Annotated in this window: 20 protein-coding genes; 4 read left to right on the top strand and 16 right to left on the bottom strand. The window is 56.2% G+C overall.

Annotated elements, in window-relative coordinates; all coding sequences use genetic code 11:
* Nucleotides 1–97: 97 nt before the first annotated feature.
* Nucleotides 98–586: a cupin domain-containing protein gene (locus AAER43_RS01365; RefSeq protein ID WP_014882141.1), complete on the bottom strand. Its 489-nt coding sequence runs from the start codon at nucleotides 584–586 to the stop codon at nucleotides 98–100.
* A 115-nt stretch (nucleotides 587–701) separates the two neighbouring features.
* Between AAER43_RS01365 and zur the strand changes: the two genes are divergently transcribed.
* Nucleotides 702–1214 carry a zinc uptake transcriptional repressor Zur gene (zur, locus tag AAER43_RS01360; RefSeq protein WP_050862179.1) on the top strand — a complete coding sequence of 171 codons (513 nt, stop codon included), beginning with the start codon at nucleotides 702–704 and terminating at the stop codon, nucleotides 1212–1214.
* Nucleotides 1215–1262: 48 nt separating this feature from the next.
* Here zur and AAER43_RS01355 read toward each other — a convergent pair whose 3' ends face one another.
* From AAER43_RS01355 to AAER43_RS01340, 4 genes are all read right to left on the bottom strand, one after another.
* A complete protein-coding gene (locus AAER43_RS01355; RefSeq protein WP_014882139.1) occupies nucleotides 1263–1472 on the bottom strand; it encodes a CsbD family protein in 210 nt (69 codons plus the stop codon).
* Between the two features lie 120 nt (nucleotides 1473–1592).
* Nucleotides 1593–2930: an MATE family efflux transporter DinF gene (dinF, locus tag AAER43_RS01350; protein ID WP_050862178.1), complete on the bottom strand. Its 1338-nt coding sequence runs from the start codon at nucleotides 2928–2930 to the stop codon at nucleotides 1593–1595.
* A gap of 63 nt (nucleotides 2931–2993) precedes the next feature.
* On the bottom strand, nucleotides 2994–3602 hold the full coding sequence (gene lexA, locus AAER43_RS01345; protein WP_014882137.1) for a transcriptional repressor LexA: 609 nt from the start codon (nucleotides 3600–3602) through the stop codon (nucleotides 2994–2996).
* A gap of 108 nt (nucleotides 3603–3710) precedes the next feature.
* Complete coding sequence (locus tag AAER43_RS01340; protein ID WP_014882136.1) at nucleotides 3711–4079, bottom strand: diacylglycerol kinase; 369 nt, start codon at nucleotides 4077–4079, stop codon at nucleotides 3711–3713.
* Between the two features lie 153 nt (nucleotides 4080–4232).
* Here AAER43_RS01340 and plsB point away from each other — a divergent pair, with 153 nt between their 5' ends.
* Nucleotides 4233–6653 (top strand): glycerol-3-phosphate 1-O-acyltransferase PlsB, encoded by a 2421-nt coding sequence (gene plsB, locus AAER43_RS01335; protein ID WP_014882135.1) that lies wholly within the window; start codon nucleotides 4233–4235, stop codon nucleotides 6651–6653.
* 126 nt (nucleotides 6654–6779) lie between these two features.
* Here plsB and gntU read toward each other — a convergent pair whose 3' ends face one another.
* The 5 genes from gntU to AAER43_RS01310 all read right to left on the bottom strand — a co-directional run bounded on the left by gntU (nucleotide 6780) and on the right by AAER43_RS01310 (nucleotide 11721).
* Nucleotides 6780–8120 carry a gluconate transporter gene (gene gntU, locus AAER43_RS01330; protein ID WP_014833577.1) on the bottom strand — a complete coding sequence of 447 codons (1341 nt, stop codon included), beginning with the start codon at nucleotides 8118–8120 and terminating at the stop codon, nucleotides 6780–6782.
* 3 nt (nucleotides 8121–8123) lie between these two features.
* On the bottom strand, nucleotides 8124–8651 hold the full coding sequence (gene gntK, locus AAER43_RS01325) for a gluconokinase (protein ID WP_014882134.1): 528 nt from the start codon (nucleotides 8649–8651) through the stop codon (nucleotides 8124–8126).
* Nucleotides 8652–8777: 126 nt separating this feature from the next.
* Nucleotides 8778–9773, bottom strand: a complete 996-nt coding sequence (gene gntR / locus AAER43_RS01320; protein WP_014882133.1) for a gluconate operon transcriptional repressor GntR — start codon at nucleotides 9771–9773, stop codon at nucleotides 8778–8780.
* Between the two features lie 91 nt (nucleotides 9774–9864).
* Nucleotides 9865–10560 carry a pirin family protein gene (locus AAER43_RS01315; RefSeq protein ID WP_000639796.1) on the bottom strand — a complete coding sequence of 232 codons (696 nt, stop codon included), beginning with the start codon at nucleotides 10558–10560 and terminating at the stop codon, nucleotides 9865–9867.
* A 123-nt stretch (nucleotides 10561–10683) separates the two neighbouring features.
* A complete protein-coding gene (locus AAER43_RS01310) occupies nucleotides 10684–11721 on the bottom strand; it encodes an oxidoreductase (protein ID WP_014882132.1) in 1038 nt (345 codons plus the stop codon).
* A gap of 256 nt (nucleotides 11722–11977) precedes the next feature.
* Between AAER43_RS01310 and yhhY the strand changes: the two genes are divergently transcribed.
* Nucleotides 11978–12466, top strand: a complete 489-nt coding sequence (yhhY, locus tag AAER43_RS01305) for an N-acetyltransferase (protein ID WP_014882131.1) — start codon at nucleotides 11978–11980, stop codon at nucleotides 12464–12466.
* A gap of 87 nt (nucleotides 12467–12553) precedes the next feature.
* Here yhhY and ggt read toward each other — a convergent pair whose 3' ends face one another.
* A complete protein-coding gene (gene ggt / locus AAER43_RS01300) occupies nucleotides 12554–14299 on the bottom strand; it encodes a gamma-glutamyltransferase (RefSeq protein WP_072093676.1) in 1746 nt (581 codons plus the stop codon).
* A 123-nt stretch (nucleotides 14300–14422) separates the two neighbouring features.
* On the opposite strand from ggt, the gene AAER43_RS01295 reads away from it, so the two are divergent.
* Nucleotides 14423–14800 (top strand): DUF2756 family protein, encoded by a 378-nt coding sequence (locus tag AAER43_RS01295; RefSeq protein ID WP_023331795.1) that lies wholly within the window; start codon nucleotides 14423–14425, stop codon nucleotides 14798–14800.
* On the opposite strand, the gene ugpQ is transcribed toward AAER43_RS01295, so the two are convergent.
* From ugpQ to ugpB, 5 genes are all read right to left on the bottom strand, one after another.
* A complete protein-coding gene (ugpQ, locus tag AAER43_RS01290) occupies nucleotides 14784–15530 on the bottom strand; it encodes a glycerophosphodiester phosphodiesterase (protein ID WP_023336597.1) in 747 nt (248 codons plus the stop codon). The two genes, AAER43_RS01295 and ugpQ, sit on opposite strands and share 17 nt — an antisense overlap.
* Entirely contained in the window at nucleotides 15527–16597 is a 1071-nt protein-coding gene (locus AAER43_RS01285; protein ID WP_014882127.1) for a sn-glycerol-3-phosphate import ATP-binding protein UgpC, read from the bottom strand. The genes ugpQ and AAER43_RS01285 overlap by 4 nt, the downstream gene beginning before the upstream one ends.
* A 1-nt stretch (nucleotide 16598) precedes the next feature.
* Complete coding sequence (gene ugpE / locus AAER43_RS01280; protein WP_023331793.1) at nucleotides 16599–17444, bottom strand: sn-glycerol-3-phosphate ABC transporter permease UgpE; 846 nt, start codon at nucleotides 17442–17444, stop codon at nucleotides 16599–16601.
* Complete coding sequence (ugpA, locus tag AAER43_RS01275) at nucleotides 17441–18328, bottom strand: sn-glycerol-3-phosphate ABC transporter permease UgpA (protein ID WP_023331792.1); 888 nt, start codon at nucleotides 18326–18328, stop codon at nucleotides 17441–17443. The genes ugpE and ugpA overlap by 4 nt, the downstream gene beginning before the upstream one ends.
* Before the next feature lie 127 nt (nucleotides 18329–18455).
* Nucleotides 18456–19772 carry a sn-glycerol-3-phosphate ABC transporter substrate-binding protein UgpB gene (gene ugpB, locus AAER43_RS01270; protein ID WP_023331791.1) on the bottom strand — a complete coding sequence of 439 codons (1317 nt, stop codon included), beginning with the start codon at nucleotides 19770–19772 and terminating at the stop codon, nucleotides 18456–18458.
* Nucleotides 19773–19974 lie beyond the last annotated feature (202 nt).

Raw genomic sequence — 19974 nt, 5'->3', positions numbered from 1 at the left:
ATAAGAAGCAAAAGACCCGCTATTTCTTTCCCTAAGTGAAATTCCCTTACGGCCTGTTGTAATTTGTGACGGCCTTCAATATTTATAGAAGAGGAAATTATTTTTTCACAGGTTTTCCATCATGCGGGCCAAAAAACTGCGGAGGATGGTCAACCCAGCGATCCTCCCGCGTGGCGGCATAGACCGGATTGAGCGGATAGTAGATGCGGTTGTGCTTCTTGTTGGCCTCGCCCACCACCAGTAATCGAACCTCTTCATCCGTGTTGTTGATAAAGGTATGGCAGACGCCGGTTCCGGCAGGAAATCCCACGCTGTCGCCGGGTTCAAGTTTCCACAAATAGCCATTAATCCAGGCTTCAGGATAGCCCTCAAGCACGTAGATAAACTCTTCTTCGTCACTCTCTGCATGGGGATAGGATGTCCGACGCCCGGGCAATAAACGCTCATGATGAATGCCGATACGTCGGAGGCCAAGGCTGCGGGCCAGCGGTGCACCGATAGAAAAGAGCTCATTACTGTCGGGGTAGGTGGCGTCATCCGGCCCTTCTATGTCGCGCCAGTGCTTAATACAGTCTGGTTTTTTCATGATGATATTCCCGATTTGCGATGCGTCAGGTATAGCACAGCCTGACGGATGTCGGTGTTTTTACCAGAACATGATAAAGTGAGGGTTTTACGTCCCAGAACATCCGAGGTGCTCAATGGATAAGTCCACAAAAGAGCTGTTAGCGCAGGCCGAAAAGCTGTGCGCGCAACGCAATGTGCGCCTGACTCCGCAGCGCCTTGAAGTCTTACGTCTGATGAGCCTGCAGCAGGGTGCCATCAGCGCCTATGACCTGCTCGACCTGCTCCGCGAAAGCGAGCCACAGGCTAAACCGCCGACAGTGTATCGCGCGCTGGATTTCCTGCTGGAACAAGGATTTGTTCATAAAGTGGAATCCACAAACAGCTATGTACTGTGCCATCTTTTCGATCAGCCCACCCACACGTCGGCCATGTTTATCTGCGACCGTTGTGGCGTAGTGAAAGAAGAAGCTGCGGAAGGCGTGGAAGACATTATGCATACGCTGGCGGCAGGAATGGGGTTTGCCCTGCGTCATAATGTGATTGAAGCACACGGGCTGTGTTCAGCGTGTGTCGAGGTGGAAGCGTGTCGACATCAGGATGAGTGTCAGCATGACCACTCTATTCTGGTGAAAAAAAAGCCGCGTTAGCAGCAAAAGAAAAGGCGGCCTGAAGCCGCCCCAGTAGGTTATTCAGCGTTACCAGCGGTAATCATTGCGGGTTTCCCAGTCTTTGACTTCGTTTTCCGCCTGATCTTTCGCGTAGCCGTAACGTTCCTGAATTTTACCGACAAGCTGATCGCGCTTACCTTCAATGACGGTCATATCGTCATCTGTCAGCTTACCCCACTGTTCTTTCGCTTTACCTTTGAACTGCTTCCAGTTGCCGCCGATTTCGTCTTTATTCATCATCGTGTCCTCTTAGTTAAGCGTCGGGTCGTAACGTCCGTTACGTTCTTTTCTGCTGGACGTGATAATTATTGTAGTTAAGGATTCGGCGATTGATTTCATATTCGGAATCTTTAACCATCACGATATATCGTGACGCGAAGGAAACCAGGTATTGTTTTGCCAGTGGCGGCGCCATATAAAAGCCAGCGACAGGCCACGCAGAGAGAGAAAGACCGCAAGCGCCAACCACAAACCGTGATTACCCAGCCAGGGAAGCATCAGCAGCGTCAGGCCAAATCCCGCCGCCGCAACGGCCATACTGTTACGCATTTCCGCCCCGCGCGTCGCACCAATAAACATGCCGTCCAGCAGATAACACCAGACACCCACCACCGGTAAGATGACTTGCCAGATGAGATAGTGGCTCGCCAGTTCGCGCAGCGCAGGGAGAGAGGTCAGTAAGGCAACAATCTGTTCGCCGAAGCAGGCATAGACCACGGCAAACACCAGCGCTACCAGTCCTGACTGACGGCAGGCTGCCCGCCAGACATCATGAAGCTGCCCGCTTTCACGCGCGCCATACGCCTGCCCCGAATGTGCTTCAACCGCGTAGGCAAAGCCGTCCAGCGCATAGGCGGTAAACGTCAGCAGCGTCATCAATACCGCGTTGACCGCGACGATTTCAGGCCCCAGCCGTGCACCGAAGACCGTCAGCGCGCCGAAGCAGAGTTGCAGAAGCAGCGAGCGCAGCATGATGTCACGGTTAAGCGCCAGCAGCTTACGGATATTGCCGCGCCATGCGGTTTTCAGCAGCGCGAGGGAGATCCCGCGCATCGCCAGCACGCGCCAGACCATCCACAGCCCCATCACAAAGGTCCCGTATTCAGCAATCGCCGTCGCCAGTGCCGCGCCCCGCACGTTCATATGGAGGCCCATCACCAGCCAGAGATCCAGCACGATGTTGAGCAGGTTTCCCACGACCAGCAGAATCACTGGCGCACGAGCATACTGAACGCCCAGTAACCAACCCAGCAGAACCAGATTTGCCAGCGAAGCGGGCGCACTGAGCCAGCGGATTTCGAGAAAACGTCGCGCCTGCTCCAGTACCGCCTCACTGCCGCCAACGATATGGAGCGCAAGGTCAATCAGGGGATCACGGAGTAAAACGATTAACGCGCCCGCGCCCAACGCAAGAATCAGCGGCTGCACCAGCGCCCGCGCCAGACGTAACGGATCTTTTGCACCATACGCCTGTGCCGTGAGTCCGGTGGTGCTCATGCGCAAAAAGAGCAGCAGCATAAAGAGGAAGCTGGTTGCCGTCGCGCCAATCGCCACGCCGCCAAGATAGACAGGGGAATCGAGATGCCCAATAACGGCCGTGTCGACCAGACCCAGCAAGGGCACGGTGATATTGGAGAAAATCATCGGCAGTGCAAGACGCCACAATGCCTTATCGGATGCCGTCAGCAGTGACATGAGAAACACCGGGAGTGGTCAATAAGGCAGGCTACAGCGGGACCGTAGCCTGTCAGGAAGAGATTACAGCCATTCACCGTTGCGAATCACACCGACCGCCAGACCTTCGATAGAGAAGCTCTGTTCGCGGAGATCGACCACAATAGGAGAGAACTCGCTGTTTTCGGGCAGCAACTGAACGGTGTTACCCTGCTTTTTCAGACGCTTAACGGTCACTTCGTCATCAATGCGCGCGACCACCACCTGGCCGTTCCGCACATCCTGCGTTTTGTGTACCGCCAGCAGATCGCCGTCGAGAATGCCGATATCTTTCATCGACATGCCGCTTACGCGCAGCAGAAAATCTGCGCTCGGCTTGAACATACCAGGATCAACCTGGTAGTGGCCTTCGATATGCTGCTGTGCCAGCAGCGGCTCACCCGCAGCAACACGGCCTATCAGCGGAATGCCCGTCTCTTCTTCCACCAGCAGGCGGATACCGCGTGACGCGCCTGAAACAATTTCAATCACGCCCTTACGTGCCAGCGCTTTCAGGTGTTCTTCGGCAGCATTCGGAGAACGGAAGCCCAGACGCTGAGCGATTTCCGCACGCGTGGGTGGCATACCCGTCTGGCCGATATGATCCCGAATGAGATCAAACACCTCTTGCTGCCTGGTCGTTAATGCTTTCATTCCGCCCCCTGGGTGTATATACAGTTATGCTGTGAGTATATACAGTCAAAGGTGAATTTGGAACCAAAAACTGCACAAAAAACCAGGGACTTAATTATTCCTCGAGGCTCATCGGAAATGTGACCAAAGCAGCGTGACCCAGGTAATGACTGCAGTGATAATCGCCAGCAGCACAGCGGCAGAACCCATGTCTTTCGCGCGACCGGAGAGCTCGTGGAACTCTGAGCCAATACGGTCAACAACGGCCTCAATAGCGCTATTGAGAATTTCCACTATCATCACCAGAAGCACGGAACCGATGAGAAGTACGCGGGTAATAGCATCGACATCAAGGAAACAGGCGATGATGACCGCGATGATAGCGGCGACACCTTCCTGACGAAAGGCGGCTTCGTTGATCCACGCGGCACGGAAACCTTTCCATGAATAGCCGGCGGCTTTGATGATACGCGTTAACCCAGTGGTATTATTGGCCATTAAAAGAACCTTTTATGAAAAAAGCGTCAGTAACAGGAACTGTAGCGCGTTTCGCTACAGCCTGAAGTATGACGGGTAACAACAGAAATTTTGCGCGCTTTCTGTTATCCTTGCGCCGCAATTGCATTATTAACCAGAGGCTTTACATCGTTTATGTCCGGCTGGCCACGAATTTACTACAAATTACTTAATTTACCATTAAGCATCCTGGTAAAAAGCAAGTCTATCCCAGCAGAACCCGCGCTGGAATTGGGGCTCGATACGTCGCGTCCTATTATGTACGTTTTGCCTTATAACTCGAAGGCAGACTTACTGACCCTTCGCGCCCAATGTCTGGCGCATGACTTACCTGACCCGCTTGAACCGCTGGAAGTCGACGGCACGTTGCTGCCGCGCTACGTGTTCATTCACGGCGGGCCGCGTGTATTTACCTATTACACGCCAAAAGAAGAGTCCATTAAGCTGTTCCACGACTATCTCGACCTGCACCGCAGCAATCCCGATCTGGATGTGCAGATGGTGCCGGTATCGGTGATGTTTGGCCGCCGTCCGGGCCGTGAAAAAGGCGAAGAGAATCCGCCGCTGCGTATGCTTAACGGCATCCAGAAGTTCTTCGCGGTCTCCTGGCTGGGACGCGACAGCTTTGTGCGCTTCTCCCCTTCCGTTTCATTGCGCCGGATGGCAGATGAGCACGGTACCGACAAGATCATCGCGCAGAAGCTGGCGCGCGTAGCACGTATGCACTTCGCCCGTCAGCGCCTCGCGGCCGTCGGGCCACGACTCCCGGCGCGTCAGGACCTGTTCAACAAACTGTTGGCCTCCAAAGCGATAGCCCGCGCCGTTGAAGACGAAGCGCGTAGCAAGAAGATTTCGCATGAGAAAGCCCAGCAGAACGCCATTGCGCTGATGGAAGAGATTGCCGCGAACTTCTCTTACGAGATGATTCGCCTTTCCGATCGTATTCTCGGCTTTACCTGGAACCGCCTGTATCAGGGCATCAACGTTCATAACGCCGAGCGTGTACGCCAGCTGGCGCATGATGGCCATGAAATTGTCTATGTCCCCTGCCACCGCAGCCACATGGACTACCTGCTTCTCTCCTACGTGCTCTATCACCAGGGGCTGGTACCACCGCACATCGCGGCCGGTATTAACCTGAATTTCTGGCCAGCGGGCCCGATCTTCCGCCGCCTGGGCGCCTTCTTTATCCGTCGTACCTTCAAGGGCAATAAGCTCTACTCCACCGTGTTCCGCGAGTATCTGGGCGAACTGTTCAGCCGCGGCTATTCCGTGGAGTACTTCGTGGAGGGTGGTCGCTCCCGTACCGGACGTCTGCTTGATCCGAAGACCGGCACGCTGTCGATGACCATTCAGGCGATGCTGCGCGGCGGAACCCGTCCGATCACGCTGGTGCCTATCTACATTGGTTATGAGCACGTCATGGAAGTGGGTACGTATGCCAAAGAACTGCGTGGCGCAACCAAAGAGAAAGAGAGCCTGCCGCAGATGTTGCGCGGCCTGAGCAAGTTACGCAACCTGGGTCAGGGCTACGTGAACTTTGGCGAGCCAATGCCGCTGATGACGTACCTGAATCATCACGTTCCGGAGTGGCGCGAATCCATCGATCCTATCGAAGCGGTTCGTCCTGCCTGGCTGACGCCAACGGTTAACGGCATTGCATCCGAGCTGATGGTGCGTATTAACAACGCGGGGGCGGCTAACGCCATGAACCTGTGCTGTACCGCGCTACTGGCTTCTCGTCAGCGCTCCCTGACCCGTGAACAGCTCACGGAGCAGCTGGACTGCTACCTGGACATGATGCGCAACGTGCCTTACTCGGTTGATTCAACGGTTCCTGCGGCTACTGCCAGCGAGCTCATCGATCACGCGTTGCAGATGAACAAGTTTGAAGTCGAGAAGGACACGATCGGCGACATCATCATTCTGCCGCGCGAACAGGCCGTGTTGATGACGTACTATCGCAACAACATCGCGCATATGCTGATGTTGCCGTCGCTGATGGCGGCCATCATTACCCAGCATCGCCACATTTCACGTCAGGAGCTATTGCGTCACGTTGATACGCTCTACCCGATGCTGAAAGCGGAGTTGTTCCTGCGCTGGAGCAAAGATGAGCTGGCCGTTGAGCTGGATAAACTGACGGAAGAACTTCGTCGTCAGGGGCTGATCACCGTTGCCAACGATGAGCTGCATATCAATCCGTCACGCTCCCGAACCCTGCAGCTGCTGGCGGCCGGTGCGCGCGAAACGCTGCAGCGCTACGCCATTACGTTCTGGCTGTTGAGTGCGAACCCGTCGATCAACCGCGGTACGCTGGAGAAAGAGAGCCGGACGCTGGCACAGCGCCTGTCTGTGCTGCACGGCATTAACGCACCAGAATTCTTCGACAAAGCGGTCTTCAGTTCCCTCGTGCTGACGCTGCGTGATGAAGGCTTCATCAGTGATACGGGCGATGCCGAGCCAGAAGAGACGCTGAAGGTTTACCAGATGCTGGCAGAGCTGATTACGTCAGATGTGCGCTTGACGATTGAGAGCGCGACGCAGGGCGAGTGATGTAAAAAAGCCGGGTGGTGGTTTCATCTTTCCCGGCCTCATGTTCTGCATAAGATGAAAAGATTAAGGCCCGGTCAGCGTTAACGCTACCGGGCCTTATTTTTGAGCCGGGTTAAATCACCGCATTCAGCTCAGCAACGTAAAGGCAATCATCCCGACAATCGCACCCGTCGTACCGAGGATGGTTTCCATCAGCGTCCAGGTTTTCAGGGTTTGCGCTTCGGTGGCGCCGGTAAATTTACCGAACAGCCAGAAGCCAGCGTCGTTAACGTGAGAGACCACAATTGAACCGCCCGCGATACAGATAGACAGCGCTGCCATCTGCGCACCGGAGTAGTTCAGCTGTTCAATCACCGGCATTACCAGACCCACGGCGGTTAAACACGCCACGGTGGCGGAACCCTGGATAATACGCACGGCCGCCGCCAGCACGAAGCAGGTTACCGCAATCGGCAGGCCCATTCCGGTCAGCGCTTCACCCAGAGCCGGGCCCACGCCAGAATCCACCAGCACCTGCTTGAACACGCCACCGGCACCAATCACCAGCAGGATAATACCCGCAGGCTGCAGCGCGGCACCGCAGATCTCCATCACGCGGTCTTTCGGCATTCCCTGACGCATCGCCAGGCCGTAAATAGCCACCAGACACGCCACCAGGATCGCCGTAAACGGGTGACCAATGAACTCAAACCATTCGTAGGCGGTAGAGCCCACCGGCACAAAACGCGCTGCGATGGTTTTCAGACCCACGAGGACCAGCGGGAGCAGGATCAGTGACAGACTGAAGCCAAAGGACGGCATTTTGCCTTCGCCCAAATGCGGCTCGGTGATGTCATCCGGAATGTGCAGCTCAACGTAACGGCTAATGAAGTTGCCCCACAGCGGGCCGGCAATGATCATTCCCGGGATCGCGGCGCACAGGCCAATCAGGATCATCCAGCCAAAGTCAGCGTGCATCTGGGAGGCCAGCAGCATCGGCGCGGGCCCAGGCAACAGAAACGCTGCCGCTGCCGCCACGCCCGCAAACAGCGGAATGACCAGCTTCACGAGGTTGGTACCGGTATGACGCGCCATAGAGAATGCCACGCTAATCAGCAGCACAACCGCCACCTCGAAGAACAGCGGCAGCGCGCAAATCAGACCCGCCAGACCAATCGCATAGTGCGCGCGGCTGTGGCCGAAGGATTTCAGCATCTTGACGGCAATCTGATCGACCGCGCCCGTCTCATGTAAAATCTTGCCAAACATCGCGCCCAGCGCGACCACTATCGCCAGGAAGCCGAGCGTGCCTCCCATCCCTTTTTCCATCGTCGCAGCGATCTTATCGAGCGGCATACCGGAAAAGAGACCTGCACCAATAGAAACCACCATCAAAGCAACGAAGGCGTGCATACGCGCCTTCATCACTAAAAACAGCAGCAGCAATACCGAACCCACTGCTGTCAAAACTAGCGTTAATGTACTCAAAACTTACTGCCTTTTATTAATGACCTCGATGGTGCTGGCTACAACACCCTCCAGTGACTGATCGATATCAACCACTAAGACGTCTTTCTCATCTTCACCCGGCTCCTGGAGCGCGTCGAACTGCGTCACCAGCATCTGGGTTTTGAAGAAGTGACCTTTACGCGCCTTCAGTCGGCTTTCAATCACCTCGAAATCGCCTTTCAGGTAGATGAAAGAGAGGTTCGGGTTGCCGTCGCGCAGCAGATCGCGGTAGGTTTTTTTCAGCGCGGAGCAGACGATCAGCGAAACTTTGTTGGTACGCTGCATGGCGAATGCGGCGTCGTTCAGCGCCTGCAGCCACGGTTTGCGATCGTCGTCGTTCAGCGGCTCGCCGGAGGCCATTTTCATGATGTTGCTGCGCGGATGGAGGAAGTCACCATCAAGAAACGCAGCCTGGAGTTGATGCGCCACTTCGCTCGCCACGGCAGATTTACCGCTACCGGACACGCCCATCAGGACGTAAACGTGGTGATCATGATTAGTCGTGCTCAAAGGGTGTCCCTCAGTCAATTGTTACGGGTAACAGTTATCGGTAACATTGTCCTGCCGGGGCAAAAGAGAAGCAATATCCAAACGTGCGCGAAGTGAATAAGTGTGAGCTAGTTCAAATTTGTCAGCTCAAATAGATCCACCCGGTGACAAGGTGAAACCTAAATCTAACATCTTAGGCGTAACCGTCTCGCCACGAATGCGCGCCAGCAGGCGTTCTGCGCCAATGCGGCCCATACGTTCACGCGGTGTCAGCACGCTCGCCAGACGCGGCTCCATCACCTGGCCGATGTCATGGCCGTGGAAACCCGCAATCGCCATATCTTCCGGGATCTTCAGCCCCAGACGCTGGCATTCGAACGCTGCACCGACCGCAAGGTCATCGTTGGTACAGAAAATACCGTCCAGTTGCGGATACTCGCGTCGCGCCTGACGCATCAGCTCAATACCCGACGTATAGGAAGAGGACTGCTCAACCATTACGCTGTACGGGGTTAAGTTCGCGTCGAGCATCGCCTGCTCGTATCCCTTCTGTTTGATGATAGTACGTTCATCAAGACGCGCGCCCAGATAGGCGATATGACGATGTCCCCGGGCGATGATGGCCGCCGTCATCTGACGTGCCGCTTCGAAGTTATCAAAACCCACGGCGATGTCGAGGCACGGCGACTGGCTGTCCATCAGCTCCACCACCGGAATACCCGCCACTTCAATCATTTTTAGCGTGCGGGCGGTGTGCGTACGTTCGGTTAAAATCAGGCCGTCGATGTTCCAGGAAAGCATGGATTCAAGACGTTCTTCTTCCAGCTCCGGCTTGTACCCGTAGTGGGCGAGCATGGTCTGGTAACCAAACGCATCGGTGACGCTTTCAATGCCGCGAAGCACCTCGGCGAAAACCTGGTTGGTTAAGGAAGGCAGGAGGACACCCACCGCACGGCTGGTCGCATTGGAAAGAATATCGGGTGCGCGGTTGGGGATATAACCCAGTTCATCAAGGGCTGCGGCAATCTTGCCACGCAACGCCACGGAAACCTGTTCCGGGTTACGTAAAAAGCGGCTGACCGTCATTTTGGTCACACCGACGCGATCGGCGACATCCTGAAGTACGGGGCGTTTCTTTTTCATCGTCCTGAGAAATCTTGAAGTGAGAGATTTGCTCAGTTTATCACGGACAAAGCTCAACCTTCCCCGTTTAAAGGGAAGGTTGAGAAATTATTTAGACCGGCGGCAGGTCAAACAGCAGGATTTCACTTTCGCTGTCGGCATGCACGGAGAGTGCCTGTTCATCCCAGATCGCCAGACCATCGGCAGTGGTGGCTTTGGTGCCGTTGATGGACACCTCACCTTTCACTACCTGGATCCAGACGCGGCGGTTAGCGGCAATCTGATGCACAGACTGTTCATCTTTCGCCAGCGCCCAGCGGTACAGCTCCATGTCCTGATGCACTTTCAGGGAACCTTCACGCGCATCCGGGGACAGCACCAGCTGTTTGCCCTGTTTGGCGTCGAAGCGGCGCTGCTCATAGCGCGGCGTGATGCCGGTCTCTTCTGGAATGATCCAGATTTGATACAGGTGCAGTTTTTCCGTTTTACTCGGGTTGTACTCGGAATGACGCACCCCGGTACCCGCGCTCATGATCTGGAACTCGCCCGCCGGAACCTGCTCTTTGTTGCCCATGCTGTCCTGGTGCTCAACCGCCCCTTCCAGCACATAGGTCAGGATTTCCATGTCTTTGTGCGGGTGGGTACCGAAGCCCTGACCTGCATCAATCACGTCGTCGTTAATGACGCGCAGTGCAGAGAAGCCCATGAAGTTCGGGTCGTAGTAGTCGGCAAACGAGAATGAATGCCATGAGTCCAGCCAGCCATGATTCGCGTGACCACGTTCGTTTGCTTTGCGTAAATAGATCATTGTTTTCACCCTCAGTTCGTTTCGATGGAGTAAGTGTGGACGCAAACAGCCTAGGATCATAGAGGGTGAAAATTGACTCCTCTGTTCAAAAATTGTGAACAAGCGCAGAGGAGCCGTTTTTGCTTATTTCGCGAGAGTGATCGTGGCAGGAGAAGCCTGTTCGAACGCCCGCTCGAGCAGTTCGAGGTTGGTAAGAACGTCAGATTCCTTGACGTAATTGGGTGCCCCGCGGGTCAGCGTTTCAAACAGCGCATCGTAGACGCGACCATAGTCGCCGGTTTCCGGCTTCAGCGCTTCTTTGACCGTTACGCCTTCGTCGTTGACATATTCCAGTACGCCCACGGAATCATCCGCCGCAAAGCCCGGTTCACCCGGCATAATGTTGGCCTTCAGACTCGTCTCCTGCTGGTCGATACCGTACTTGATGAACGAGCCACGGGTGCCGTGAACGATAAATTTCGGATAGTCGATTTTCACCAAATGGCTGGTTTTGACGATGGCTTTCAGGTCACCGTAAAACAGTTGCGCTTCAAAAGTATCGTCCGGGTTGGCTTTATTGCGCAGACTGCGAATGTCATACGCAGCGTGGTCCGGCCGGCCAAACAGGGAGATGACCTGGTCCATGGTGTGCACGCCAAGCCCGTAGAAAGAGCCATCCTGAGGCAGCCCGGGTTGGGTTTCCGCTACCGGACGGTAGTAATCAAAGTGACTTTCGATTTCCACAATGTCACCGAGCTTACCGCTTTCAATCGCTTTTTTCGCCGTCAGGAAACAGCTGTCAAAGCGACGATTCTGGTACGGCGTCACGGTTAGCCCTTTGCTTTTTGCCAGCGCGAACAGCGCTTTCGCTTCGGCAAGGGTTGGGGTGAACGGTTTTTCCACCAGCACGTTTTTGCCCGCTTCCAGCGCGCGTTTCGCATAGTCAAAATGGCTGTCGGCGTGGGTGCAGACAACCACCAGCTTGACCTGCGGGTCGTTAAGCACCTCATCGAGATCGCTGGTGAAATGAATATGGGAGTACTGCGGGAGTTGCTCTTCCGGCTTCGCGCGGCGGCGGAAGATGTGCGCGACGTGCCAGCTGTCTTTACGGTTGAGAACATACGGCAGGTGATAGCGGGTCGTACTTTTACCAAATCCAATAAATGCGCAATGTAGTGTCATGGCTCAGTCCTTTTGGAAGGTTACTGAGTCTAACCATAACAAAAAAAAAGCCAGCTAAAAGCTGGCTAAAGTAATACTGGAAGCAATGTGAGCAATGTCGTGCTTTCAGGTTCCCGTAGGGGTCTTCCTGAATGCAGAGCAATAATAATCATTCTCATTCGCACTTGTCCAATACTTTTTGCAAAAAATAGCGGTTGACTCAAATTTTAAAGTCATTGATGTTGAGAGGGACATTTAACTGACTGAGGAACAAGGGATGAGTGAGATTGTGATACGCCACGCGGAACCGAAAGATTATGACGCCATTCGTCAGATCCACGCCCAGCCGGAGGTGTACCACAACACGCTACAGGTTCCTCACCCTTCGCTGGAAATGTGGCAGATGCGGCTAGGCGACCAGCCCGGTATTAAGCAACTGGTTGCCTGTATTGACGATATCGTGGTTGGGCACCTCACCATTGATGTTGCCCAGCGCCCGCGCCGCAGCCACGTGGCCGATTTTGGTATCTGCGTAGGCGCACAGTGGCACAACCGCGGCGTCGCCAGCGCGCTAATCCGCACCATGATCGACATGTGCGACAACTGGCTGCGCGTCGACCGCATCGAATTAACGGTGTTTGTGGATAACGAGCCGGCAATAGCCGTGTACAAAAAACACGGATTCGAGATTGAAGGTACTGGCAAGCGCTACGCCCTGCGCAACGGTGAGTATGTGGATGCGTATTATATGGCGAGAATGAAGTAATTTGTTGCCGGGTGGCGGCTTCGCCTTACCCGGCCTACATTCGTGCCGTTGTAGGCCCGGTAAGCGCAGCGCCACCGGGCAACAAAATCAGTACCCCGCCGTCAAATCATCTACCAAACGCGGGTCCGATGCCCCAAACAGCGCGCCGTCCGGCCCGACCATAATGCTCTGGGTGCTGCCCATCGCCTCTTTTACCGCCACCTTCTGTCCACGTTGCTCCAGCAGTTTGATGGTGTCCGGGCTAAAGCCCTTCTCAACGCGCAGTTCATCCGGCAGCCACTGGTGATGAAAACGCGGCGCGTTGGTCGCTTCGGCGACGTTCATCCCAAAATCGATACTGTTGACCACCATCTGCAACACCGTAGTGATAATCCGGCTTCCGCCAGGACTGCCGGTGACCAGCCAGGTTTTACCGTCTTTCACCACGATAGTGGGTGACATGGATGACAGCGGTCGCTTCTTCGGCCCAACCGCATTCGCATCGCCGCCGACCAGACCGTAGACGTTCGGCACGCCCGGCTTGGCAGAGAAATCATCCATCTCGTTGTTAAGCAGAATGCCGCTGTTGCCCGCCACAATCCCGGTACCAAAGGTGGTGTTGAGCGTATAGGTCACCGCCACCGCGTTACCGTCTTTATCCACCACCGAGAAGTGGGTGGTCTGGTTGCTTTCATACGGTGCCAGCTTGCCGGGGCGGATCTCGCTGGACGGTTTAGCCTTGTTGATGTCGATCTCATCAGCAATGGATTTGGCATATGCCTTGTTGGTCAACGCCTGCCACGGCACCTTCACGAAGTCCGGGTCACCGAGGTATTCCGAGCGGTCGGCGTAGGCGCGTTTTTCGGCCTCCGCCATTACCTGCATCGCATCCGCGCTGCCGAAGCCGAACTTATGCATATCGAAGTTTTCAAGAATATTGAGGATCTGCACGATGTGGATCCCGCCGGAGGACGGCGGTGGCATCGAGAAGACTTCGTAGCCGCGATAGGTTCCGCTAATCGGCTCACGCTCTACCGCCTTATACTCGGCCAGGTCCGCTTTGGTGATGAGCCCGCCGTTTTTCTTCATCTCTTCAGCAATCTGGTCAGCAATCGCCCCTTTGTAGAACGCGTCCGGACCGTTTTCAGCTATCAGCTCAAGGCTTTTGGCGAGGTTCTTCTGCACCAGCTTATCGCCCTTCTTCAACGGCTCGCCGTCTTTCCAGAAGATGGCTTTACTATTTTCGTGATTGGGAATCACTTCACTGCCGTAGGTTTTGAGATCGTCCGCCAGAGCGTCATTCACCACAAAGCCGTCCCGGGCCAGTTTAATGGCTGGCTGCACCACTTTGTTCAGCGGCATGGTGCCGTATTTCTCCAGCGCCAGCGAGAAGCCCGCCACGGTGCCCGGCGTGCCGCTTGCGAGATGGGAAGTCAGGGATTTTTTACTGTCCGGGTTCCCCTGGTCGTCGAGGAACATATCGCGGGACGCCTGAGCAGGCGCCATTTCGCGGAAGTCGATGGCGGTCGTTTTGCCGTCTTTGGTGCGCAGCATCATAAAGCCGCCGCCGCCCAGATTCCCCGCCTGCGGGTGCGTTACCGCCAGTGCATATCCCACCGCGACCGCCGCATCTACCGCGTTACCGCCCTGTTTGAGAATGTCGACGCCCACATGGGTTGCCAGCGCATCCACGGACGCCACCATACCGTGGGTTGCCCGCACGGGATGAAAAACATCTTCCTCCACGCCATACGATACTGGCGGAGCCGCTGGCGGGTTGGCCGCCACGCTAAATGTCCCGCCTGCCATCAGCGCGGCGATGGCGACCCAGCGCAAAAACGTTGGTTTCATCATTATTGTTCTCCAGGTGAAGGGATCCATATTCCCCGCTTAAGCCTGGTTCACAACTCCTAAAAAATCATCGTCATGGTGAAATCAGGGTAAACTTAAGAGAGACCTCAACAGGAGGAAATGACAATGAAACGCTTACTGATTCTTGCGGCGCTGATCCCGTTTGCCGCGCTCGCACAGCCACTTAACACCATGAACAACCCGAACCAGCAGGGTTATGTCATCCCGAGCCAGCAGCGTATGCAGACGGAGATGATGAGCCAGCAGCAACAGCAAAAAGGGATGCTGAACCAGCAGTTGAAAACGCAGACCCAGATGCAGCAGCAGAGCCTGCAAAATCAGATGAACGCCAACACCCAGCGCGTACAGCAGGGACAGGTGCGTGAGCAGCCGCTGCCGAATAAAAACGGTGGGATGTTAGGTGGGATGACGTCGTCAGGCAGCGGACAGCAGCATATGCTGCCGTCGCAGTCGAATGGCAGTATGCTTAACCCGCAGAACTAAAATTCGGGCCGATCAGGTCTATGGCATCGGTACAGATGCTGTCCACGCCCCAGCGCAGCAGTTCGGCTGCACGCTGGGGTTTATTCACGGTATAAACCAGAATATGCAGACCCGCGTCTTTGAGCATCTTCACCCGCGCCTCGTCCAGCAGCCTGTGATTGAGATGGATAGAGACACAGCCTAAGCGGGTCGTCAGCTCGCGCCAGTCCTCACGCCACTCGTCCAGCAGCAGCCCACGCGGGAGTTCAGGCACGGCAGCCTGGGCCGCTTCCAGGGCGTCAATTTCAAACGAGGAGAGCAGCGGCGCCGTCATCCCTTCCCATAGCTCACGCGCGGCCAGCGCAATGACTTTACCCGTCAGCGTCCCGGTGCCGGTGGTCGGTTTGATTTCAATGTTTGCCATCATGCCGTGCTGACGACAGCGGTCCGCCACCTCCGCCAGCAGCGGAAGCGGTTCGCCTTTGAATTCACCGCTGTACCAGCTTCCGGCATCCACTTTCAGCAGATCGCGCCACGGCAGTTCACCCGCCACGCCCCAGCCGTTGCTGGTGCGTTCGAGGTTGTCGTCATGCAGCAGGAAAATCTCGCCGTCCTTCGACAGCTTGGCGTCAAACTCGATCATCGTGTGACCGTAGCGCGCGCCAACATCAATCGCCGCCAGGGTATTTTCCGGCGCCAGTTTACCGCCGCCACGGTGGGCGACGATGTGGGGATAAGGCCAGTTGCTCATACTCGTTGTCCTGTTTCACCATCAAAGAGGTGCAGATGATTTTCCGGCAGGTGCAGCCACAGCGTGCTGCCTGCTTTCGGGCGCTCCTGATGTGCCAGACGCACCACCATTTTTTGCTCGCCCCAGCGCCCGTGCGCCAGGTTATCTGCCCCCAACATCTCCAGCGTGTCCATCACCAGCGGCACGCCGCCGTCCGCCTGAGAGGTTAAACCGATATGCTCGGGGCGGATCCCGAGCGTCATCTTACGCCCGGCGTAGCCACGATAGTACCAGTTGATCGGTAATGCCATCCCGCTTTCCAGCTCAAAGTGCGTGCCTGCATTGCTGATACGCCCTTCCAGCAAATTCATTGCCGGGCTGCCGATAAAGCTCGCCACAAAGCGGGTGGCCGGTTTCTCGTAAACATCCACCGGCGTACCAATCTGCTCGGCGATGCCTTTGTTCATCACCATCACGCGCTGGGCAAGGGTCATAGCTTCGACCTGATCGTGGGTCACGTACAGGGAGGTGGTTTTCAGACGGCGATGGAGCTGTTGCAGCTCAAGACGCATCTGCACGCGCAGCTTGGCATCCAGGTTGGAGAGCGGTTCATCGAACAGGAATACCGCCGGGTCGCGCACGATGGCGCGTCCCATCGCCACGCGCTGGCGCTGACCACCGGAGAGCTCGCGCGGGCGGCGCTTGAGCAGGCCGTCCAGTTCCAGAATGCGTGCCGCTTCTTTGACGCGCTCGTCGATATGGCCTTTGCCCATGCCGCGGATTTTCAGCCCCCACGCCATATTCTCTTCCACGCTCATGTGCGGATAGAGGGCGTAGTTCTGAAACACCATCGCAATACCGCGATCCTTCGGTTCCATCTCGGTGACGCGCTGGCGGTCAATCCAGATATCGCCCGAGGTCACGCGCTCCAGCCCCGCCACCATGCGCAGCAGGGTGGATTTGCCGCAGCCGGACGGGCCAACCATCACGATAAATTCCCCGTCCGCTACGTCGAGCGTCAGCGGCTGAATGACCTGGGTTTTGCCGTCCCAGCTTTTGGTTACTGCCTGAAGTTTTAAACCTGCCATCTTATTTCTCGCTATCGACCAGGCCGCGGACAAACGCGCGCTGCATGGCTAAAACAATGACTACGGGTGGGATAAGGGTGAGCAGCATCGCCGCCATCACCTGGTTCCAGAGGGTGGTGCCTTCGCCGGTGGCAATCATGCCTTTGATGCCCGCGACGGCGGTGCCGAGGCTGACGTCCTGGATAATCAGCAGCGGCCACAGGTACTGGTTCCAGCCGTAGATAAAGGTGATCACAAACAGCGCCGCAAGGTTGGTTTTCGACAGCGGCAGCACGATATCGCGGAAGAAGCGCATAGGTGACGCGCCGTCGATACGCGCGGCTTCAATCAGCTCGTCCGGCAGGGTCATAAAGAACTGGCGGAACAGGAAGGTGGCGGTCGCCGAGGCCATCAGCGGCAGGGTTAAGCCCGCGTAGCTGTCGAGCATCTTCAGGTTGGCGATCACTTCCACCGTCGGGAAGATACGCACTTCCACCGGCAGCATCAGGGTGATAAAGATCATCCAGAAGAAGAGGTTGCGCAGCGGAAAACGGAACCAGACGATGGCGAAGGCGGAGAGCATCGACACCGTGATTTTGCCGACGGTGATGCCGAACGCCATGATGAAGCTGTTGAGCATCATCAGCCAGAACGGCGCGCTGTTCGCGCCCACGCCCTGGGTCCAGATGGTCTTCATGTTCTCAAACAAATGCGAACCTGGGATCAGCGTCATCGGCGTGTCGAACACCGCTTTGGTGTCCAGCGTGGCGGCGACAAACGCCACGTACAGCGGAAACAGGATGACGATGATCCCTAAAATCAGCATGGTATGGCTGAAAATCGTCAGCCCGCGACGGTTCTCAATCATTGGTAGCGCACCTTACTTTCAACATAGCGGAACTGCACCACCGTGAGGATGATGACGAGGAACATCAGCACCACCGACTGCGCGGCGGAGGCCGAGAGATCAAGCCCCGCAAAGCCTTCGCGGTAGATCTTATAGATAAGCGTCGTGGTCGCCTGCACCGGGCCGCCCGCGGTCGCCGCGTCGATCACCGGGAAAGTGTCGAAGAAGGCGTACACGAGGTTAACCACCAGCAGGAAGAAACTCACCGGGGCGATCAGCGGCAGCGATAATCTGAAGAAGCGGCGAACCGGCCCTGCGCCGTCAATCGCCGCGGCTTCCACCAGCGAACGCGGGATGGACTGCAGTGCGGCAAAGAAGAACAGGAAGTTATAGCTGATCTGCTTCCACACCGAGGCGAACACCACCAGGAACATCGCCTGACCGCTGTTCTGGGCGTGGTTCCAGTCGTAACCCAATTCGGCCAGGAAATGGGTAATCAGCCCGCGCCCCGGGTTAAACAGGAAGATCCACAGCACGGCCGCAACGGCGGGCGCGACGGCGTAAGGCAGCAGCATCAGGGTCTGATACAGGCGGCTGCCGCGCACCACGTAGTCCACCAGCGCGGCAAAGAACAGCGAAGCGACCAGACCGCTGACGGTGACCAGCGCGCTGAATTTCATCGTCGTCCAGAAGGAGTCCAGATAGTAGCTGTCGTGGAACAGCGCGGTGAAGTTGTCCAGGCCAACAAACTGGCTGGACAGCCCGAACGGGTCGACGCTTTGTACCGAGTACCACAGCGCTTCGCCCGCAGGCCAGATAAAGAAGATAACGGTGATGACCAGCTGCGGCGCGACCAGAAGATAGGGCAGCCAGCGGGAACGGAACACCGGACGGGATGATGACATAGGTTAGCTCTGTAGGTATTCACCCATCACCCCGACCCTCTCCCCAAAGGGGCGAGGGAGAAAAGACGGCTCCGTGCAGTCCCCTCTCCCCTATGGGGAGAGGGTTAGGGTGAGGGGCAGGTTTTAATTACGATTTGGTCGACTGCTCAAAACGGCGCAGCAGCTGATTCCCGCGTTCTACCGCTGAATCCAGCGCCTGTTGAGGCGTTTTCTTCCCGGTCCACACGCTTTCCAGCTCTTCATCCACGATGGTGCGGATCTGCGGCATGTTGCCCAAACGCAGACCTTTGGTGAACGGCAACGGCGGCTTGTTCAGCATCTGACGCGTCGCGATATCCGCGCCCGGGTTTTTGCTGTAGAAGCCCTGCTCGCGGGTCAGGTCATAGGCGGCTTTGGTGATCGGCAGGTAGCCGGTTTTCTGGTGCCACTCAGCGGCAATCTCTGGCTTCGCCAGGAAGTCGAGGAACTCGGCCACGCCTTTGTAGGTGCCCTTGTCTTTGCCCTGCATCACCCACAGGCTGGCCCCGCCGATGATGGCGTTCTGCGGCGCGCCCTTCACGTCAGCGTCGTACGGCATCATGCCCACGCCGTAGTTGAATTTGGCGTAGTGACGGATATCTGCCAGCGAACCGGAAGACGCGGTGGTAATGGCGCAGTCACCGTTGTAGAACTTCTCAGTGGATTCGTCTTTACGGCCGAAGTAGCTGAAATCGCCCTTTTTGTTGAGCGCTTCCAGCAGCGCAATGTGCTTCACCTGCTCCGGCTTGTTGAACTCCAGTACCGCGTCGGTGCCGTCGAAGCCGTTGTTTTTGGTGGCAACCGGCAGGCCGTGCCAGGCGCTGAAGTTTTCAATCTGGATCCAGCCCTGCCAGCCGCTGGCGTAGCCGCACTTCATGCCCGCCGCTTTCAGCTTAGCGGTGTATTCCGCCAGGTCTTGCCAGGTTTTTGGCGGCTGCTCCGGATCTAAACCGGCTTTTCTGAAGGCATCTTTGTTGTAGTACAGGACCGGCGTGGAGCTGTTAAACGGCTGAGACAGCAGGTGACCGGTTTTGGAATCGGTGTAGTAGCCCGCCACGGTTGGCACGAACTGCGACTCGTCGAAGTTGATGCCCGCCTCTTTGAAGACTTCATAGACCGGCTTAATGGCTTTGGAGGCCATCATGGTCGCGGTACCCACTTCATAAACCTGTAACAGTGCAGGGGCGTTACCGGTACGGAAGGCGGCGATGCCCGCGCTCAGGCTCTGCTCGTAGTTGCCTTTGTACACCGGCACAATTTTGTAATCCGGGTGGGTGTCGTTGAAACGCTGCGCCAGGGAGTCAACTTCTTTACCCAACTCCCCTTCCATGGAATGCCAGAATGGAATGGTGGTGACAGCCATTGCGTTCGTCGCAAAAGCCAGACCCAGTGCCAGACCCAAAGCTGTGTGTCGTAACGATGTCATTGTCATCTCTCTTATTGTGCCGGATGCGCGATATCACGCGTTTTATGCTCGCGAGGTAACATGACATGCTCGAATGACAGAAAAATAACTGTTTGTTTACAGATAAGTGACAGCAAAGCGTCAGGGGGATGATGGTTGTGTGAAGGGTGTTGGGTTAAAAAAAGCCGGGTGGCGGCTTCGCCTTACCCGGCCTGGTCGATCC

Source organism: Enterobacter sp. FUJ80071, assembly GCF_038739915.1.
Taxonomy (GTDB): domain Bacteria; phylum Pseudomonadota; class Gammaproteobacteria; order Enterobacterales; family Enterobacteriaceae; genus Enterobacter; species Enterobacter kobei.
Note: the sequence above shows the minus strand (reverse complement) of the source record. Positions and strands in the feature narration are given on the sequence as shown.

What these genes read in the sequence shown, in the direction of transcription:
- AAER43_RS01295 (WP_023331795.1), top strand. Translation starts at nt 14,423, where the DNA reads ATGAAACGCTTACTGATTCTTGCGGCGCTGATCCCGTTTGCCGCGCTC.
- AAER43_RS01285 (WP_014882127.1), bottom strand. Translation starts at nt 16,597, where the DNA reads ATGGCAGGTTTAAAACTTCAGGCAGTAACCAAAAGCTGGGACGGCAAA.
- zur (WP_050862179.1), top strand. Translation starts at nt 702, where the DNA reads ATGGATAAGTCCACAAAAGAGCTGTTAGCGCAGGCCGAAAAGCTGTGC.
- ugpB (WP_023331791.1), bottom strand. Translation starts at nt 19,772, where the DNA reads ATGACATCGTTACGACACACAGCTTTGGGTCTGGCACTGGGTCTGGCT.
- ugpQ (WP_023336597.1), bottom strand. Translation starts at nt 15,530, where the DNA reads ATGAGCAACTGGCCTTATCCCCACATCGTCGCCCACCGTGGCGGCGGT.
- ugpA (WP_023331792.1), bottom strand. Translation starts at nt 18,328, where the DNA reads ATGTCATCATCCCGTCCGGTGTTCCGTTCCCGCTGGCTGCCCTATCTT.
- AAER43_RS01355 (WP_014882139.1), bottom strand. Translation starts at nt 1,472, where the DNA reads ATGAATAAAGACGAAATCGGCGGCAACTGGAAGCAGTTCAAAGGTAAA.
- dinF (WP_050862178.1), bottom strand. Translation starts at nt 2,930, where the DNA reads ATGTCACTGCTGACGGCATCCGATAAGGCATTGTGGCGTCTTGCACTG.
- AAER43_RS01315 (WP_000639796.1), bottom strand. Translation starts at nt 10,560, where the DNA reads ATGATCTATTTACGCAAAGCAAACGAACGTGGTCACGCGAATCATGGC.
- ugpE (WP_023331793.1), bottom strand. Translation starts at nt 17,444, where the DNA reads ATGATTGAGAACCGTCGCGGGCTGACGATTTTCAGCCATACCATGCTG.
- AAER43_RS01365 (WP_014882141.1), bottom strand. Translation starts at nt 586, where the DNA reads ATGAAAAAACCAGACTGTATTAAGCACTGGCGCGACATAGAAGGGCCG.
- AAER43_RS01340 (WP_014882136.1), bottom strand. Translation starts at nt 4,079, where the DNA reads ATGGCCAATAATACCACTGGGTTAACGCGTATCATCAAAGCCGCCGGC.
- yhhY (WP_014882131.1), top strand. Translation starts at nt 11,978, where the DNA reads ATGAGTGAGATTGTGATACGCCACGCGGAACCGAAAGATTATGACGCC.
- AAER43_RS01310 (WP_014882132.1), bottom strand. Translation starts at nt 11,721, where the DNA reads ATGACACTACATTGCGCATTTATTGGATTTGGTAAAAGTACGACCCGC.
- plsB (WP_014882135.1), top strand. Translation starts at nt 4,233, where the DNA reads ATGTCCGGCTGGCCACGAATTTACTACAAATTACTTAATTTACCATTA.
- gntR (WP_014882133.1), bottom strand. Translation starts at nt 9,773, where the DNA reads ATGAAAAAGAAACGCCCCGTACTTCAGGATGTCGCCGATCGCGTCGGT.
- ggt (WP_072093676.1), bottom strand. Translation starts at nt 14,299, where the DNA reads ATGATGAAACCAACGTTTTTGCGCTGGGTCGCCATCGCCGCGCTGATG.
- lexA (WP_014882137.1), bottom strand. Translation starts at nt 3,602, where the DNA reads ATGAAAGCATTAACGACCAGGCAGCAAGAGGTGTTTGATCTCATTCGG.